The 15,977-nt window shown below is 66.9% G+C and carries 15 protein-coding genes; 8 read left to right on the top strand and 7 right to left on the bottom strand.

Translation table 11 applies throughout. The features are described 5' to 3' along the window. Positions 1-49: 49 nt before the first annotated feature. Together SPHPH_RS0113810 and gloA are read left to right on the top strand one after the other, a co-directional pair. The gene (locus tag SPHPH_RS0113810) at positions 50-475 is read left to right on the top strand and encodes an organic hydroperoxide resistance protein (protein WP_028967218.1); all 426 of its coding nucleotides are present in this window, start codon (positions 50-52) and stop codon (positions 473-475) included. Between the two features lie 13 nt (positions 476-488). Continuing rightward, positions 489-989, top strand: coding sequence for a lactoylglutathione lyase (gene gloA, locus SPHPH_RS0113805; RefSeq protein WP_051273025.1), 501 nt, complete (start codon positions 489-491; stop codon positions 987-989). An 88-nt stretch (positions 990-1,077) separates the two neighbouring features. Here gloA and SPHPH_RS0113800 read toward each other — a convergent pair whose 3' ends face one another. Then, positions 1,078-4,104: a TonB-dependent receptor plug domain-containing protein gene (locus SPHPH_RS0113800; protein WP_051273024.1), complete on the bottom strand. Its 3,027-nt coding sequence runs from the start codon at positions 4,102-4,104 to the stop codon at positions 1,078-1,080. A 185-nt stretch (positions 4,105-4,289) separates the two neighbouring features. On the opposite strand from SPHPH_RS0113800, the gene SPHPH_RS0113795 reads away from it, so the two are divergent. Further along, positions 4,290-4,826, top strand: a complete 537-nt coding sequence (locus SPHPH_RS0113795) for a gluconokinase (protein ID WP_037488599.1) — start codon at positions 4,290-4,292, stop codon at positions 4,824-4,826. A gap of 169 nt (positions 4,827-4,995) precedes the next feature. On the opposite strand, the gene SPHPH_RS0113790 is transcribed toward SPHPH_RS0113795, so the two are convergent. Next, positions 4,996-5,673, bottom strand: a complete 678-nt coding sequence (locus tag SPHPH_RS0113790) for a FadR/GntR family transcriptional regulator (protein ID WP_028967214.1) — start codon at positions 5,671-5,673, stop codon at positions 4,996-4,998. A gap of 207 nt (positions 5,674-5,880) precedes the next feature. Here SPHPH_RS0113790 and SPHPH_RS19840 point away from each other — a divergent pair, with 207 nt between their 5' ends. Both SPHPH_RS19840 and SPHPH_RS0113780 read left to right on the top strand, forming a co-directional pair. After that, positions 5,881-6,135 (top strand): helix-turn-helix domain-containing protein, encoded by a 255-nt coding sequence (locus tag SPHPH_RS19840; RefSeq protein WP_051273023.1) that lies wholly within the window; start codon positions 5,881-5,883, stop codon positions 6,133-6,135. A gap of 348 nt (positions 6,136-6,483) precedes the next feature. Next, the gene (locus tag SPHPH_RS0113780; protein ID WP_051273022.1) at positions 6,484-9,495 is read left to right on the top strand and encodes a glycosyl hydrolase family 28-related protein; all 3,012 of its coding nucleotides are present in this window, start codon (positions 6,484-6,486) and stop codon (positions 9,493-9,495) included. Between the two features lie 25 nt (positions 9,496-9,520). Here the strand turns inward: SPHPH_RS0113780 and SPHPH_RS21220 are convergent, their stop codons facing one another. After that, entirely contained in the window at positions 9,521-10,150 is a 630-nt protein-coding gene (locus tag SPHPH_RS21220; protein ID WP_051273021.1) for a phosphatase PAP2 family protein, read from the bottom strand. Positions 10,151-10,206: 56 nt separating this feature from the next. Then, positions 10,207-10,971, bottom strand: a complete 765-nt coding sequence (locus SPHPH_RS21215) for a hypothetical protein (protein ID WP_028967212.1) — start codon at positions 10,969-10,971, stop codon at positions 10,207-10,209. Between the two features lie 47 nt (positions 10,972-11,018). Between SPHPH_RS21215 and trmB the strand changes: the two genes are divergently transcribed. The 3 genes from trmB to SPHPH_RS0113755 all read left to right on the top strand — a co-directional run bounded on the left by trmB (position 11,019) and on the right by SPHPH_RS0113755 (position 12,733). Beyond that, complete coding sequence (trmB, locus tag SPHPH_RS0113765; RefSeq protein WP_028967211.1) at positions 11,019-11,699, top strand: tRNA (guanine(46)-N(7))-methyltransferase TrmB; 681 nt, start codon at positions 11,019-11,021, stop codon at positions 11,697-11,699. Between the two features lie 90 nt (positions 11,700-11,789). Then, on the top strand, positions 11,790-12,395 hold the full coding sequence (locus SPHPH_RS0113760; protein ID WP_028967210.1) for a PEPxxWA-CTERM sorting domain-containing protein: 606 nt from the start codon (positions 11,790-11,792) through the stop codon (positions 12,393-12,395). Positions 12,396-12,526: 131 nt separating this feature from the next. Continuing rightward, complete coding sequence (locus tag SPHPH_RS0113755) at positions 12,527-12,733, top strand: hypothetical protein (protein ID WP_028967209.1); 207 nt, start codon at positions 12,527-12,529, stop codon at positions 12,731-12,733. Positions 12,734-12,749: 16 nt separating this feature from the next. On the opposite strand, the gene SPHPH_RS0113750 is transcribed toward SPHPH_RS0113755, so the two are convergent. From SPHPH_RS0113750 to SPHPH_RS0113740, 3 genes are read right to left on the bottom strand one after another with little or no spacing between them, the layout of a single operon-like run. Beyond that, the gene (locus SPHPH_RS0113750) at positions 12,750-13,199 is read right to left on the bottom strand and encodes a DUF3429 domain-containing protein (protein ID WP_028967208.1); all 450 of its coding nucleotides are present in this window, start codon (positions 13,197-13,199) and stop codon (positions 12,750-12,752) included. 3 nt (positions 13,200-13,202) lie between these two features. Then, positions 13,203-13,826: a YbhB/YbcL family Raf kinase inhibitor-like protein gene (locus SPHPH_RS0113745; protein ID WP_028967207.1), complete on the bottom strand. Its 624-nt coding sequence runs from the start codon at positions 13,824-13,826 to the stop codon at positions 13,203-13,205. 13 nt (positions 13,827-13,839) lie between these two features. Continuing rightward, on the bottom strand, positions 13,840-15,924 hold the full coding sequence (locus SPHPH_RS0113740) for a catalase (protein WP_028967206.1): 2,085 nt from the start codon (positions 15,922-15,924) through the stop codon (positions 13,840-13,842). Positions 15,925-15,977 lie beyond the last annotated feature (53 nt).

Below are 15,977 nucleotides of genomic sequence, written 5' to 3'. Positions count from 1 at the left end.
CGTCAAATACATACCGCGATACTGATTATCGAGATAAGGAAATACGCCCATGTCCGTCGACGTCAAATACGCCACCACTGCCTCCGCCACTGGCGGCCGCGACGGCCGCGCGCGCAGCGAGGACGGCCGCTTCGAGGTCGCGCTGTCGACCCCGAAGGAATTGGGCGGCGCGGGCGGCGAGGGGAGCAACCCCGAGCAATTGTTCGCCGCCGGCTATTCGGCGTGCTTCCTCGGCGCGCTCAAGGTCGCCGGGCAGCAGCTCAAGGTGAAGGTACCCGCCGAAACCAAGGTCACCGCAACCGTCGGCATCGGCCCGCGTTCGGCGGGTGGGTTCGGCATCACCGCCGACCTCGTCGTCGACCTGCCCGGCGTGGACAAGGATCAGGCGCAGCAGCTGGTCGATACCGCGCACCAGATCTGCCCCTATTCCAACGCCACGCGCGGCAACGTCGATGTCGGCCTGACGCTCGCCTGACCCGGAGAAGATCATGCCCCGCACGCCCGGCACCGAAGGGTTCGCGCTCAACCAGACGATGCTCCGCATTCGCGATCCCGAGCCGTCGCTGGCCTTCTACCGCGACGTGCTGGGCATGGCCCTGCTCCAGAAGCTCGACTTCCCTGACATGCGCTTCTCGCTCTATTTTCTTGCCTATCTGGGCGAGGGTGAGTCGGTGCCCGACGATCCGGCCGAACGCGCGCGCTTCATCTTCACGCGGGAGACGACGCTGGAGCTGACGCACAATTGGGGCACCGAAAGCGACGTGTCCTTCACCGGCTACCACAGCGGCAACGACGATCCGCGCGGTTTCGGCCATATCGGCATCTCGGTCCCCGACGTCGCGGCGGCCTGCGCGCGGTTCGAGCAATTGGGCGTGCCGTTCAAGAAGCGCCCGCAGGACGGCACGATGAAGGACATCGCCTTCATCACCGATCCCGACGGCTATTGGATCGAAATCCTGGCGCCGTCGGGGATGGCGCCGCTCCTGTAATCCGTCATCCCGGACTCGATCCGGGATCCCGCTTCTTCTGCGTTCTTCGCCAAATGCGCTCGCAATGACGGACGCGCGAAGCCCCCGATCAGAACCGCCCGCGGACGCCCACGCGGAAGAACCGGCCCAACGTGTCGTACAGCGCCGGATTGACGTCCAGCCCGGTGTTGGTCTGCGGCGACGGCTCCGGGTCGCGATCGAACAGATTGTCGACCTTCACGAACATGCTGACCTGCGGCGTCACGTTCACCGTCGCGCCGATGTCGAAGTAGAACGCGCCCTTCATCCGGTTGAAGTCGATCGTCGGGTGGTCGTTGGTCGACTCGGGGCAATTGCCCGGCGCGCAGACGATATATTGGTTGCCGTACACGCCGTCGCTGAACCAGCGCTCCTGCAGCAACAGGCTGAAATTGTCGTTCTGATAGGTCTGAATCGCCAGCCACTTCCAGCTCGGCGTTGCCCCCGAATTCGCCCCCGCCGAATCGACCGGCGCGACCGGCTTGCCGTTCGAGTTGAGCCCGGAGTCGGTGATATAGTCGATCACATGCGTGCCCAGCCCGCGCAGCGTGAGGCTACCCGGCAGCCCGAGCGGCCGGCGCCATTGATAGCTCGCCTCGATGTCGAACCCGCGCGTCTTGATCGAGGCGAGGTTGAACGCCTGGACGTTGACGAAGTTCGGCCCGGCGGTGTTCTGCAGGTTGAACGCGCTACAGGTGTCGGCATTCCCCTCGCGGCACAGGTTGACGATCTGCTGCGCCGACAGCGACGAGACGACGTCGTCGATCTTGATGTCGTAATAATCGAACGACAGGCTCAGCCCCGGCAACCACGAGGGTTGTGCGAGCACCGCGCCCAATTCGGTGCTGCGCGCGATTTCGGGGCGCAGTGCGGTGTTGCCGATCGTGTTCTGGATGATCAGCACCTGCGTGTTGTTGAACGGATCGGTGAAGTTCGGGACGGTCGTGGTCGTCGGCGCGGCGAACAGCTCCGACAGGTTGGGCGCGCGCACGTCGCGCGAGGTGACCGCGCGCAGGCGGAACCCGCTGATCGGCGTCTCCCATGTGCCGCCGACCTTCCACGCATAGACGACGCCCGACGTCGAATAACGCGTTGCGCGCCCGGCACCGTTCAGATTGGCGCGCCCGACCACGGGCGAGTCGATCAGCGGCAGGTTGAGTTCGAGGAAGCTTTCGACGACGTTATATTTGCCCGAGCCGTTCTTGTAATTGCCTGCATACCAGTTGTTGCCGGTGGCCAGCAGCGACGGATCGGCGGGATAGTCGGCATTGTTCGGGCTCAGGTCCGACACGCCCGCGCCGTAAGCGTCGGCCCGCACGCGATACGCCTCCTGCCGCCACTCGATGCCCGCCGCGATCGCGAGCGGCCCGGCCCACAGGTCGATCGGCGTGCCCGAGATGCTCGCCGCCGCCGCATCCTGCGTCTGGCGCGTATGCTGGAACGGCCCGTTGTCGGGCACGATATACGCCAGCGCCGCGGCGGAGGGCTTGTTGTTGCCGAAGATGTTGATCGGCTGGCACCCGCTCGCGCGCGCCGCGGCATCGGCGCAGACGATCTCGCCATTCAGCCGCACCGCATTCACCGCCTGCGTGTACCGGCCGTTGAGGCTGATATTGTCGACGTTGATGTCGGTGACGTTGATGCCGTGTTCGTAATAGAGATCGTAGGTCCAGCTGTCGCCGAAGATCTCCGCCTTGCCCTTCAGCCCGCCGACGAAGCGATATTGCCGGCGATCGGTGTTGACCTTGATATTCGGCAGGATCGCGTTGCTCAGGCCATAGCGGAATTGCGTGATCCCCGCGGTCGCGCACTGCGCCTGGATCGAGGCGGGCAGGTACGGATTGGCGCACTGGACAGTGACATTGTCCTTCGACGCGCCCGGATTGGGCTGGTTGCTGGTCTTCACCTGCGCGATGTTCGCGGTCAGGTACAATTCGGTGTCGGGCGCGACGTCATAGCCGATCCGCGTATAGCCGTTGATCCGCTCCAGCGCCGATTGCAGCGACGTGCCCGAGCCGACATGCCCCGACTGGTCGCCGCCGACGCAGAAGCCGACATAACAGCCGATCACATCGCCATTGGCGTTCTTGGCCGGCACGCCGTTCGAGCCGTAGTTGAACGCGAACGGCCGCCCGTCGCCGTCGAACGCGATCCCCTGCAACGGCCCGTTGTTGATGAGCCCCCACTTCGTATATTTGAATGCCTGCCCGTGATCGCGGACGAGGAACTGCGGGTTGTTGCTGTTGCGGATGTTGGTGTCGACGAAGGTCGTCGCGCGATACCAGTCGCGCCCGCTCGCCAGATCCTCGCCGAAATTGCCCGGGCCGACGCCCTGATCCTTGGCATATTCGCCGCTCAGCACGATGTGCAGCCGGTCGTTCGCGAAGCTCTTGCCCAGCGCCGCCTGCACCAGCGCCTGCCCGCCGTCGCCATAGGTGGAAACACCGGTCTGCGCGTTGAACTTCGCGCCTTGGAAGCGCGTGTCGGTGATGAAGTTGATGACGCCGCCAACCGCGTCCGAGCCGTACGACGCCGACGCGCCGCCGGTCACGACGTCGACGCGCTTGATCAGCAATTGCGGGAACTGGCTGATGTCGGGCACGCCGGTCACGTTCGCGCCGACCACGCGCTGCCCGTCGAGCAACGTCAGCGTGCGGATCGTCCCCAGCCCGCGCAGCGAGAAGGAGCTGAGCCCCTGCTGCCCGCTCGACGTGCTGAACGTGCCCGTCGCCGCCCCGGTCGAGCCTTGCAGCGACGGTAATTGCGCGATCGTATTGAAGATGTTGGGCTGCGCATTCGCCTGGATCTGCGCCTCGCCGATCACCGTCGTGGGAGTGGGAGCGTTGAACCCGCTCGCGGTGATGCGCGTGCCGGTGACGACGATGTCGGAGGCGGCGGCGGGCGCCGCATCCTGCGCGGCCGGCGCGTTCGGCGTGACGAGTTGGTCGGGGGTCGCTGGCGCCGCGCTGCGCGTCGAATCGGGAAGCTCCCCCGCCTGTTGCTGCGCGACCGCCGGGCTCGCCAGCAGCATCAATGCCAGCGCCGCAACGCTGGTAGCGGTATCATATTTCAGCGAACGCCGACGTGCCTCGACCATGTTTCCATCCCCTAAATGGCGGCGCGCCTCCGCCGTTGCGGGCACGCGTTTGTGTGATGCAAGTCATACGCGAGGGGGCGGGCACGGGCATCTACGACCAAAGTCGCGCGGCGCGCCGACAAAGGTCGTAATGGTCAGAAGGCGACCGCGCGGCCGATAGCGCAGGCCGTGCGGCGGGAGGAACGATGGTGGCAGGCGGAATGAACGGCACGCCGCTGGCGGTGGTGGTGATGGGGGTCAGCGGGACGGGCAAGTCGACGCTCGGCCGCTTGCTCGCCGATCGCTGGCACGCGCCGTTCCTCGAAGGCGACACCTACCATTCGGCGGCGAACGTCGCGAAGATGGAGGCCGGCGCGCCGTTGACCGACGCGGATCGCTGGCCGTGGCTCGACCGGCTCGGCGCGGCCTTGGGCGAGGCGGCGCGTAGCGGCGGCGTGGCGGTGGCGGCCTGCTCCGCGCTGCGCCATGCCTATCGCGCGCGGCTGGAGGCGGCGGCGGGGCTGCCGCTGCACTTCGCATTCCTCGACACTGATCGCGGCGAGATCGCCCGCCGCATGGGCGCGCGCATCGGCCATTACATGCCACCCAGCCTGCTCGACAGCCAGCTCGCGACGCTCGAACCCCCCGCCGCCGCCGAACGCGCGCTCCGCCTCGACGCCGGCCACGCGCCGGAGGCGCTGTGCCGCGAAGTGCAGGCGTGGGTTGAGAAGGGACGGGCGTAATCCAACGGTCGTCCCGGGCTCGACCCGCCACCCCGCTTCTTTGCGGCGCGAGCGTGCGGGAGCAGGCCGCCGGGGGTTAAGTCACCCGTCATTGCGAGCGTAGCGAAGCAATCCAGGGCGTCCTGGTCCGGCTCTGGATTGCTTCGCTACGCTCGCAATGACGATCATATTACGGCATCAACCGCTTGCGCCCCTGCGACAAATGCCAGCGCATCGCCAGCGCCGCGCCATCGGCGTCGCGCGTGCGGATCGCGTCGACGATCGCGTCATGCTCCTCCATCATCGCCCCGATCACCTGCGGCGGCCGCGACCGTGAAATATCGACCCCCGCGCGCAGGATGTGCATCACGCTGTCGCGCAGATGGTCGAACACCGGCGCGAACGCGGCATTGCCGGTCGCCGCGACGATCGCGAGGTGCAGCGCCCAATCCTCGTCATGCGCCGGCGCGTTCGAGAACAACGCCGCGCGCAAGGCCTCCAGCGCCGCCTCGATCGCGTCGAGCTGCGCCTGCGACCGCCGCAGCGCCGCCAGCCGTGCCGCCTCCGCCTCCAGCACGAACCGCACCTCATAGGTGCCGAGCGTCGCCGCCAGCGCGTCGAGCGGCAGATGCGTCCCCAACCGCTCCGAGGGCCGCCGCTTCACATAGCTTCCAGCGCCGCGCCGCGCCTCGGTGATCCCGTCGGAGGCGAGCCGCGCCAGCGCCTCGCGGACGATCGTGCGCGACATGCCGAACGTCTCGGCCAGCCGCGCCTCGGACGGCAGCCGGTCGCCGGTCGTCAGCCCTTCGTCGTTGATGATCCGCACGATCGCGGCATAGGCGCGGTCGGCCAGTCGTCCCTCGCTCACCGGCGCTCCCCTCCCGTGCGATGTCCGCCGAACCTAGCGGACGGCCGCCGATGTGGCGAGAGGCTGCGCCGGCTGTCCGACAACTTCGCCGTTCAATCTATCGCATGTTACTTGAAAAGCGCTAACATCGCAGCGCATAACACGCAAAGCTGTCCAACCGAATCCGCTCGAAAGCGCGACGGGACGGCGGTGCTACGGGAGGAAGGAATGGAAGCCATCGCTCAGGAGATGCCCGCGCCGGTCAGCGGCGCGATGCTGGCGCAACTCACCCCGACACAGCTCAAGGTGATGCGCGGCGTCCATTCCGGGCTGCTCAACAAACAGATCGCCTACGACCTTGGCATCGCCGAGGCGACCGTGAAGGCGCACATGACCGCGCTGATGCGCAAGCTGAACGTCCGCAACCGCACGCAAGTCGCGATCGCCGCACAAGCGCTCAGCGGCGACACAAGCTACGCCTGACGGCGAATGGCGTTGAATCGGTCCGTCATTGCGAGCGGAGCGAAGCAATCCAGGGTGTCCTGGTCCGACTCTGGATTGCTTCGCTCCGCTCGCAATGACGGATGAACGGTTTCAGCCGGCGTCATCCCGCCACAAGCGAAGCCGCTGCGGAATATACCCGTCATCCCGGACTTGATCCGGGATCCCGCTTCTTCTTCAACAGCACGAAAGAAGCGGGGCCCCGGATCAAGTCCGGGGCGACGGCTTGACCTGTGTCACCCCATCGCCTGCCACCTACGACCATCGTCGCGCATGAAGCATCCCGCTGGTATCGCTAGCAAAAGCGCGAAAACAGACGGGAGACGGGCGATGCGGGCAGGATGGCGGATCGGGGCGGCACTGACAGCGGTGCTCGCGACCCCGGCCCTCGCGGCACCTGGCATCAGGCCCGGCACGTCGGTCTACCAGACCATGCCCGACGATCCGCGCGCGGTCGTCCTCAAGGCGGTCGGCGATGGCCGCGCCGACGACAGCGTCGCACTGCAACAGGCGATCGACGCGGCGGCGGCGGGCGGACACGGTGGTGTCGTTTTCGTCCCTTCGGGCACCTACCGCATCTCGCGCACGATCTTCGTCCGCTCGGCGGTGCGGCTGTTCGGCATCGGCAAGACCCGCCCGCAGATCGTGCTCGGCGACGCCACCCCCGGCTTCGGCAGCGGCGTCGCGGCAATGGTCGCCTTCACCGGCGAGGACCAGTATCGCGTCGGCAAGGCGCCGGTGCCGCCGCGCACCAGCGTGCCGTTCGATCCTGCGATCTACGACGCCACGTCCAGCACCTTCTATTCCGCGCTGTCGAACATCGATTTCCGCATCGGCGACGGCAATGCCGGTGCGGTCGCGGTGCGCTTCCGCGTGGCGCAGCACGGCTATCTGCGCCACGTCGACTTCCACATCGGCTCGGGGCTGGCGGGGGTCTATCAGGCCGGCAACGAGTTCGAGGACCTGCGCTTCTTCGGCGGCCGATACGGCATCATGTCCGAAAAGACCTCGCCCGCGTGGCAGTTCACGCTGATCGACAGCGAATTCTCCGGGCAGCGCGACGCGGCGATCCGCGAGCATGAGGTCGACCTGACCCTCGTCAACGTCGCGATCCGCGACACGCCCGTCGGGATCGAGATCGACCGCGGCTATTCGGATTCGCTGTGGGGCAAGCAGGTCCGCTTCGAGAACGTCTCGCAGGCCGCGGTGGTGATCTCGGAAGAGAACAGCGTCTTCACGCAGATCGGCTTCGACGATGCGGTCGCGATCGAGACGCCGACCTTCGCGCGCTTCCGCGATTCCGGCAAGACGATCGCGGGCAAGGGCGCGCGCTACCGCGTCGCCGACTTCTCGCATGGGCTGAAGCTCGCCGGGCTCGGCACGATCGGCGAAACCGCGACCGACGTTTCGATGACCCCGCTGGCGCGCGCGCCGAAGCGTCCGGCCAATGCGATCCGCGCGCTCCCGCCGGTCCGCGACTGGGCGAATGCGCACGATCTCGGCGTGAAGGGTGACGACGCCACCGACGACACCGTCGCGTTGCAGCGCGCGATCGACACGCACCGCGTCGTCTATCTCCCGCTCGGCCGCTACCGCGTCACCGATACGATCCGCTTGCGTCCCGACACCGTCCTGATCTCGCTCCACCCCAGCCTGACGCACGTCTATCTGCCCGACGAAACCCCCGCCTTCACCGGGGTCGGCGGCGCGAAGGCGATGATCGAGAGCGCGAAGGGCGGCAACGCGATCGTCCACGGCCTCGGGCTCTGGACCGGCGCGATCAACCGCCGCGCCACCGCCTTGCTGTGGAAAGCCGGCGCGGCGTCGGAGGTCAACGACGTCAAGATCCAGGGCGGCGGCGGCACGGTGCTGACCAAGGGCAGCCCGATCAACCAGAACGACCCGCGCGCGCGTCCCGACGGCCAGTACCCCAGCATCATGGTCGCCGACGGCGGCGGCGGAACCTTCTCGGCGATCTGGTCACCCAACACGCTCGCGTCCGCAGGTTTTCACGTTTCCGACACCAGCACGCCCGGACACGTCTATCAGCTCTCCGCCGAGCATCATTATCGTGCCGAGATCGTGCTGGACCGGGTTAAAAACTGGGAGTTTCTGGCACCACAGACCGAACAGGAGGTACGCGACGGCGTCAACGCGGTCTCGACCGAGTTCCACAATTCGAGCGACATCCTCTTCGCCAATTACCACGGCTATCGCGTGACGCGGACGATCAAGCCGATGGATGCAGCGGTCAAGCTGTTCAATTCAGGCGGTATCCGCTTCCGCAACGTCCATGTGAACGCCGAAAGCGGCTTTGCGAGCTGCGACGCCAAGGGCTGCGGCACCTATCTGCGCGCCAGCAAATTTCCGTTTGAAAACAGCATCAAGGACATGACCCACCGTCAGGAAGTCCGCGAACGCGAGTTCGCCAGCCTCGACATCCCTCCAACTCCCGCCACCGCTGAGCTAGCGATCCCAGTAACTTCCGGCGTGACCAAGCTCGCAGACGGCTTCTATTCCATCTCCGGCGGTGCGGTGGACGCCAAGGGCAAGCTATATTTCGTCGACCGCTTCTTTCAGCGAATTCATGGCTTTACGCCGGGGGAGGGGTTGACCACCGTGTCGGACGCCCCGCTCGACCCGGTCAACCTCGCGGTCGACCGCTCCGGCCGCCTGCTGGTGCAATCCTCCGCCGGCCGCGACGGCAGCGTCTACAGCCTCGACCCCGCCAAGCCCGACGATATCCGTCCGATCGAACCGACCGCGGTGCGCGCAGGCGGCAAGGCGACGACGCTCCTGCCGGTAAACGTCTGGGCGAATGGTGAATTCGCCGACCGTATCGATCCGGCGACCTATGATTATCCGCCGATCGCGTCCTTCTTCACCACCAAGCTCGGCGAGGCGAAGCCGCAGGAATATCGCTCACCCGACGGATCGGTGGCGCTGCCGGCGTTCCGCGTCTGGAACCAGGGCCCCGACGATCACCTCGGTTGGCGCTGGTCGGATACGCTTGATTCCTATGGCTTTGTCGGCGCGGTGCCGGGCAGTCGCATCACGCTGACCAACGCCTCGGAGAACCTCACCTATAGCGGTCTGGTCGGGGCGAGCGGGCAGGTGACCGACCTCAAGGTCGTCGCCCCCCGCGGCGGCGAAAGCGTGGCGCGCGACGAAGCGGGCAACCTGTACGTCGCGAACGGACAGGTGTTCGTCTACGCCCCCGACGGTTCGCTGACCCGGCGCATCGACGTTCCCGAACGCCCGCTGCAACTGCTGCTCGGCGGCGCGGACCGGCGGACGCTCTACATTCTCGCGCACCACGCCTTGTACGCGATGCCATTGTAATGACGTACTTAGGCTGTCGATCCGGTCAGCTCGGATGCGCCTCAGCTTCGGCTTCGGCCTTCACCTCGCGGCGGGTGTCGGCGAAGCGTTCGCCGGCCTCGATCGCCCAGCCGGCAACGCGCTCGGCCAGCCATCCGATCACGGCGCCCGCAACCACGTCGCTGCCATAATGCGCGCCGCGAGCGACCTGCGCCACGCCCGCGGTGCCCGCCGCCAGCTTAGCGACGCCGCCGATCCCGGGCACCTCATGCGCGACCGACTGCGCCACCGCTACCGCGCCGGCTGTATGCCCTGACGGAAAAGCGTTGAAGTTGGTGTCGTCGGTGCCATGCCCCTTGCGCGGCACCGCGTCGGTGCCCGGAACATTCGGACGGGCACGGTCTACCCCGGCCTTCAACACCGTCTTGAGGCCTGTCGCCAGCAGATGGCTGGCGACCATCCGCGCCCCGCTGCGTGCCAGCGCCGGACGACGTAGCACCGCACCGATCGCCAGTGTGCCAAGGCCTAACGCGAGCAGGGGCGGTTCGTCGGTGGCCTTGGCGATCGGCGCAAGCGCCCGCATCGCCCCTGCTGCCGCCAGCGCGCGTAGCGGCGCGGTGGCGTCGTGCTCGCGTTCGGCGGCAATGCGCAGCGCCTTCTTCTTCTTCTTGCCCATATCGGCTCCGCTTGAATGTCCGCCTGCCAACGAGCCGCATGCGGTTTCGGTCCCGCTCAGGAGGCGGCGGTATAGGCGACGAACGGTTCGGCAAGCAGCATCCGCCCGTCGCGCCACACCTGCACCCCGCCGCCGCCCTTCGCCGGATCGACCGAGACGAGCACGCGATAGACATAGCCGCCGTTCGCAAACTGATAGATGCGCCGACCGCCGCGCTCCTCGACCAACCGGCCGCCGGTGATCGTCAGCGAGGCGCGGGTGTCGCGCCCGCCCCACGGCTGTTCGATCGCGGGCAGATCGGTGTCGTGATTGTAGCTGCGATAGACGAACCCGTCGCGCTCGCTGCGCGTCAACTGGATCGAGCGTTTTGCGGTCACCCCCAGCACGCGCGTCTGCGGCGCGAACCGGCACGACGTCGTGTCGCGGCCGTAGGTGACCGAAGTGACGGTCGGCGTCGTTGCGCCGGGCTCGACCATCCCGGGGTTGATTGCGTGGACGTTGCCGACCGCGCGCCCCGCGGCGTTGGTGAGCGGATAATAGACCTGCCCCATCCCCGGATCGCCCACGCCGACGCGGACCGCGACCTGATGGCGCACCAGCCCCGGCTTCGACAGGCTGGTCAGCGTCGCGCTGCGCTGCGCATCGGGCGCGGACAGCACCAGCACGCGATCGCGATCGGTCGAATCGCAGACGAACACCGCCTGCGTCCAGCCGCCGTCGCCGTTCAGCATCGAGATCGATTTCGGACTCGACAGTTGCGACCACGCCGGCACCGCCGCTGCCGCGACAAGCACCGCCACACCGCTCCACCACGCACGCATCGCTTCCTCCGTTCCGTTTCGCGCGCCCGTGCGGTAGGCGCGCCTGCATGAACGATCCCACAACGATCCGCCGCCTCTATGGCCGGCGTCAGGGCCATGCGTTGCGCGCCGGACAGGCCGCTCTGGTCGAGGAACTGCTGCCGCGCATCGCAGTCCCCACCGACGGCGCGCTCGATGCCCGGCGGCTGTTCGGCGACGAGCGTCCGTTGCAGGTCGAGATCGGCTTCGGCGCGGGTGAGCATCTCGCCGGACAAGCGATGGCCGCGCCGGGCACCGGGTTCATCGGCTGCGAGCCGTTCCTAAACGGTGTGGTCGGCGCACTCGGCCATATTCGTGACGGCGCGCTCGACAATGTCCGCCTCCATATGGGCGATGCGCTGGAGGTGATCGAACGCCTGCCCGACGAGTCGTTGGAGCGCGTCTATCTGCTCCATCCCGATCCGTGGCCGAAGGCGCGCCATGCCAAGCGGCGGATGATGAACCACGGCCCGCTCGATCTGATCGCCGCCAAGCTGAAGCCGGGTGCGGAGTTCCGGCTCGGCACCGACGATCCGACCTATTGCCGCTGGTCGATGATGGTGATGAACCAGCGCCGCGACTTCGTGTGGCAGGCGCAAACCGCCCGCGACTTCCTCGAACGCCCGCAGGATTGGCCGGAAACCCGCTACGAACGCAAGGCGCGCAGACAGGGGCATGAGGTCTGGTATTTTCGTTACACGCGCATATGATCCCCTCGGCAGTATCGTTAACGATCTGTTAACGAATTGCTGTAAGACGCCGTTAAAGGTCGGCCCCTGCCGACCAGACAGGGGAGTGACATGAAGAAGCACATTTTGGGCAGCCTCGCGCTGATCGGCGCGTTCATTACCGCTCCTGCCTCCGCGACGGTGTCGGTGGGAGACGCCGTGACCTGCGGCGGGGTCAACCTGGAATGCTCCACTGACAACGCGGTTGTCAGCGGCGGCAATGAATTCGGCATCGGGTTCGACATCTACGGCACGACGCTGAACGCGGATTTCTCGGCCGGGCTGTTGACGATCAGCTTCAGTGGCAACCTGAGTCTGCCCGATGGCGCCGGGATGGATGGGACCCATTCGCTGGTCTTCACCAACAAAACTGACCCGTTCACCTATGCCGAGCTCGGCGACGTGAACAAGGTCGTCAACTTCGACGCGGACCTCAATGAGTTTGCCTTCGATCCCAACAACATCAGCTTCGACGGCGGTTTCGTTACCATCAATCTGTCGAACACCTATTTTGCGCCTGACAGCTCGTTGCAGGTTCGGTTCGATCGCGGCACCACGCCGCCGACCGATGCGGTGCCCGAGCCTGCGACCTGGGCGATGATGATCCTCGGCTTCGGTCTGGTCGGCGCTGCGATCCGCCGTCGCAAGACCGCGACGATCCACCCGCTGTTCGCCTGAGATCGTTTCGGCGGCACGGGTCTTCGCATCCGTGCCGCCTTGTCATTCCCTGTCCGGCGCCTGTCCTGTTTGTAACGGGACAACGCCTTAGGAACGCTTATCTTTGCTCCATCGATCAAGGAGAGAAAGAGATGCGTTCCGTTCTCATCGCTGCCGTCGCCGCTACGGTGCTCGCCGCCTCGCCGGCATCTGCCAAGGGCTGTCTGCGCGGCGCCGCGGCCGGTGGTCTTGCCGGGCATATGGTCGGCAAGGGGCATGGCGTGATGGGTGCCGCAGCGGGCTGCGCGATCGCGCACCATCATTATGCCAAGAAGGCCGCCGCCGCGCGCAAGCACTGAGGCAGAGGGGCGGGGGTCAGCCCCGCCCGCTGACCAGCGCCAGCACGCCGAGCCCGCCCGACAGCGTCAGCCGCAAGTGCCGCCACGCCGGCACGCCGCGCAACAACGGGCCGATCTCGCGATCGCCCAACGGACTGGCGAGCAACGCCAACGCCAGCGTCATCAGTGCCGCAGCGGGCGGCGCGACCCGGCCGATCACGGCGAGCAGCGCCGCCCAGCCGATCAGGCTCGGCGCGACCGCCAGCAGATACGGCCACCAGCGCTCGTCACTCCGCAGCAGCGCCTGCATCCACCACATCCCGCCCAGAAACGACAGGATCAGCGCGGCATAGCCGCCGCCGATCACCCCTGCCGCCATCCGCGAGCCGGGTTCGGCCAGCGCGATCGCCACGCACGCCATCTGCGGCAACAGCCCCGCTGCACCCAGCGCCACCGGCGGCGTGCGGAGCTGCGGCAACGGGGTCATCGCTCAGGCGACTTGCGTCGATGCCGAGGCCGGGCCGACCGGCGCTTCCTCGCCGCGCGAATAGGTGCCGACCAGCATCCCCGCTGCGATCACGTGCCCGCGGATCGCCTCGAGCAGCTCGCTACGCCCCGGATTGATGTCGACCGCCGCGGCGCTGTCGAGCGCGAAGAGCTGGAAGACATAATCGTGGCTGCCATGCCCGGTCGGGGGATCGGGCGGCAACCACCCTTCCTGCGCATAGCTGTTGCGCCCGACGTCCGACCCGTCGTCCGCGCCACGCCCGTCCGGCGCAATCGCACCCTCCGGGAGCGAGCCGTCCTCTGGCGGCAGGTTCCACACCACCGCATGGACCAGCGGGTTGGGGGCAGGGGCGTCGGGGTCCTCGACAAGCAACGCCAGCGCCGCGGTACCCGCCGGCACGCCGCGCCACGTCAGCGGCGGCGACACGCCTTCGCCATCGGCGGTGAACCGCTCCGGCAAGCGCGCGCCATCGGCGAACGCGAGGCTGGACAGTTCCAGCCGCGCGTCGCCGGTGACGATGCCGTCCTGCACGATCGCCAGCTTGGCATGGCCGGCACGGACATTGTGCATCAGGCTGCCGAGCCAGTGCGGGACATGTTCGAGCATGATCCTCGCTCCCTCAGGCCAGCGTGCGGACGTTGGGCTCGCGGTCCCAATAGCGCTGCTTGGCGGCATCGACGAACGCCTCGAGGTCGGTTACGCCGGCATCGGGCTCGACCCCCGCCTTGTCGAGCAACGGCTTGGCCGCATCGTTATGCCCGATCGCCTTCAGGTGCCCGAAGGCATCCATCACCCATTGCACCGCCGCGCCTTCCTTGACCAGCTTGGCGCACGCCTCCGCGGACAGGATCACTGCGCAGGCGTCCACCGTCACCGATGGCTGGCCGAACAACTGGGCGTCGGCGGCAACGGTCGTGCCGTCCGACAACGGCACCGCGCCGACCTTCGGCGCGATCGTCAGCGGATGGCCACCCGCCGCTTTCACCGCTGCCACCGTCGTTTCGAACTCCTCGCGATCGGTGCCGTCGGCGAACAGGATGCCGATGGTGCGTCCCTCCAGCGTATGCTTCTCCAGCGGCCCGCGCACGATGCGCAGCGCCGGCGACGGATCCATGTCGAGCACCGGGGCACTGGTCGGCGACGCCTCCGGCAGATCGATCGCCAGCCCATCGGCAACGCGCTGCGCCAGTTCCTCGTCGACGTTGCGCAGATTGGCGAGCTGCGCGACGCGGATGTGCGGGATCGAGACCTTGCTCAGCTCGAAGACAAATGCCGACGCGATATGCGCCTGTTCGGCCGGGTCCATCGAGCGCCAGAACAGCCGCGCCTGCGAATAATGGTCGGCGAACGTCTCGGCGCGGATGCGCAGCTTCTGGCCGCTCTCCTCGGCGGGATAGCTCTTGAAGCCGTTCGGGTCCTCGCGCGGGCCGCCGGGCTCGCCGGCGAGGTGCAGGCTGTTCGGCTCGTAATTGGCGCGGCCCTTCGGAACCTGCATCTGCATATGCCCGTCGCGCTGCATGTTCAGGAACGGACAGCCCGCCGCATCGGCGCGGCCCTTCGCCTGGTTGATCGGCAGCTGGTGCCAGTTGGTCGACCCCAGTCGCTTGATCTGCGTATCCTGATAGCTGAACAGCCGCCCTTGCAGCAGCGGATCGTTCGAATGGTCGATCCCCGGCACCATATGGCTGGGGCAGAAGGCGACCTGCTCGGTTTCGGCGAAGAAATTATCGGGATAGCGATCGAGCACCATCTTGCCGACGATGCGGACGGGTAGCACTTCCTCGGGGATGATCTTGGTCGCGTCGAGCACGTCATAGGGCTGGCTGTTCGCGAACTCCTCGTCGAACAATTGCACGCCCAGATCCCATTCCGGATAGTCGCCGCGATTAATACGCTCGAACAGGTCGCGGCGCTGGAAGTCGGGATCGGCGCCGGCGATCTTGACCGTTTCGTCCCAGATCGTCGAGGCAAGCCCCGCGCGCGGCTTCCAGTGGAACTTGACGAACGTGCTCTTCCCTTCGGCATTGACGAAGCGGAAGGTGTGGATGCCGAAGCCCTCCATCGTCGCGAAGCTGCGCGGCAGCGTGCGGTCCGACATCGCCCACATGATCATGTGGGTGGCCTCCGGCATCAGACTGATGAAGTCCCAGAAGGTATCGTGCGCGGTCGCCGCCTGCGGATAGCCGCGATCGGCTTCCATCTTGGCGGCGTGGATCAGGTCGGGGAACTTCATCGCGTCCTGGATGAAGAACACCGGGATGTTGTTGCCGACGAGGTCCCAATTGCCCTCGCGCGTGTAGAATTTCACCGCGAAACCGCGCACGTCGCGCGGCGTGTCGACCGATCCGGCGCCGCCCGCGACGGTCGAGAAGCGCGCGAACACCTTGGTGCGCTGACCCTTCTTCTGAAACAGGTCGGCGCGGGTGATGTCGGCAAGGCTGTCGGTGCATTCGAAATAGCCGTGCGCGGCCGAACCGCGCGCATGGACGATCCGCTCCGGGATGCGCTCATGGTCGAAATGGTTCATCTTCTCGCGATAGACTTCGTCTTCCAGCAGCACCGGGCCGCGCGGACCGACCTTCAACTGGTTCTGATTGTCCGACACCGGCGTCCCGTGATTGGTGGTCAGCACCGGGTGATCGGCGTCGGTCGTCTGGTGCGTCTCGCCACCGTTGCCGGCCGGGCGGGTCTTGATGTCGGTCATGGACGATCCTCATTCCTCCCGCACGCAAGGACGCGCAGGTGTCGTGGATCAAA

The sequence above is a fragment of the Sphingomonas phyllosphaerae FA2 genome (genome assembly GCF_000427645.1).
Taxonomy (GTDB): domain Bacteria; phylum Pseudomonadota; class Alphaproteobacteria; order Sphingomonadales; family Sphingomonadaceae; genus Sphingomonas; species Sphingomonas phyllosphaerae.
Note: the sequence above shows the minus strand (reverse complement) of the source record. Positions and strands in the feature narration are given on the sequence as shown.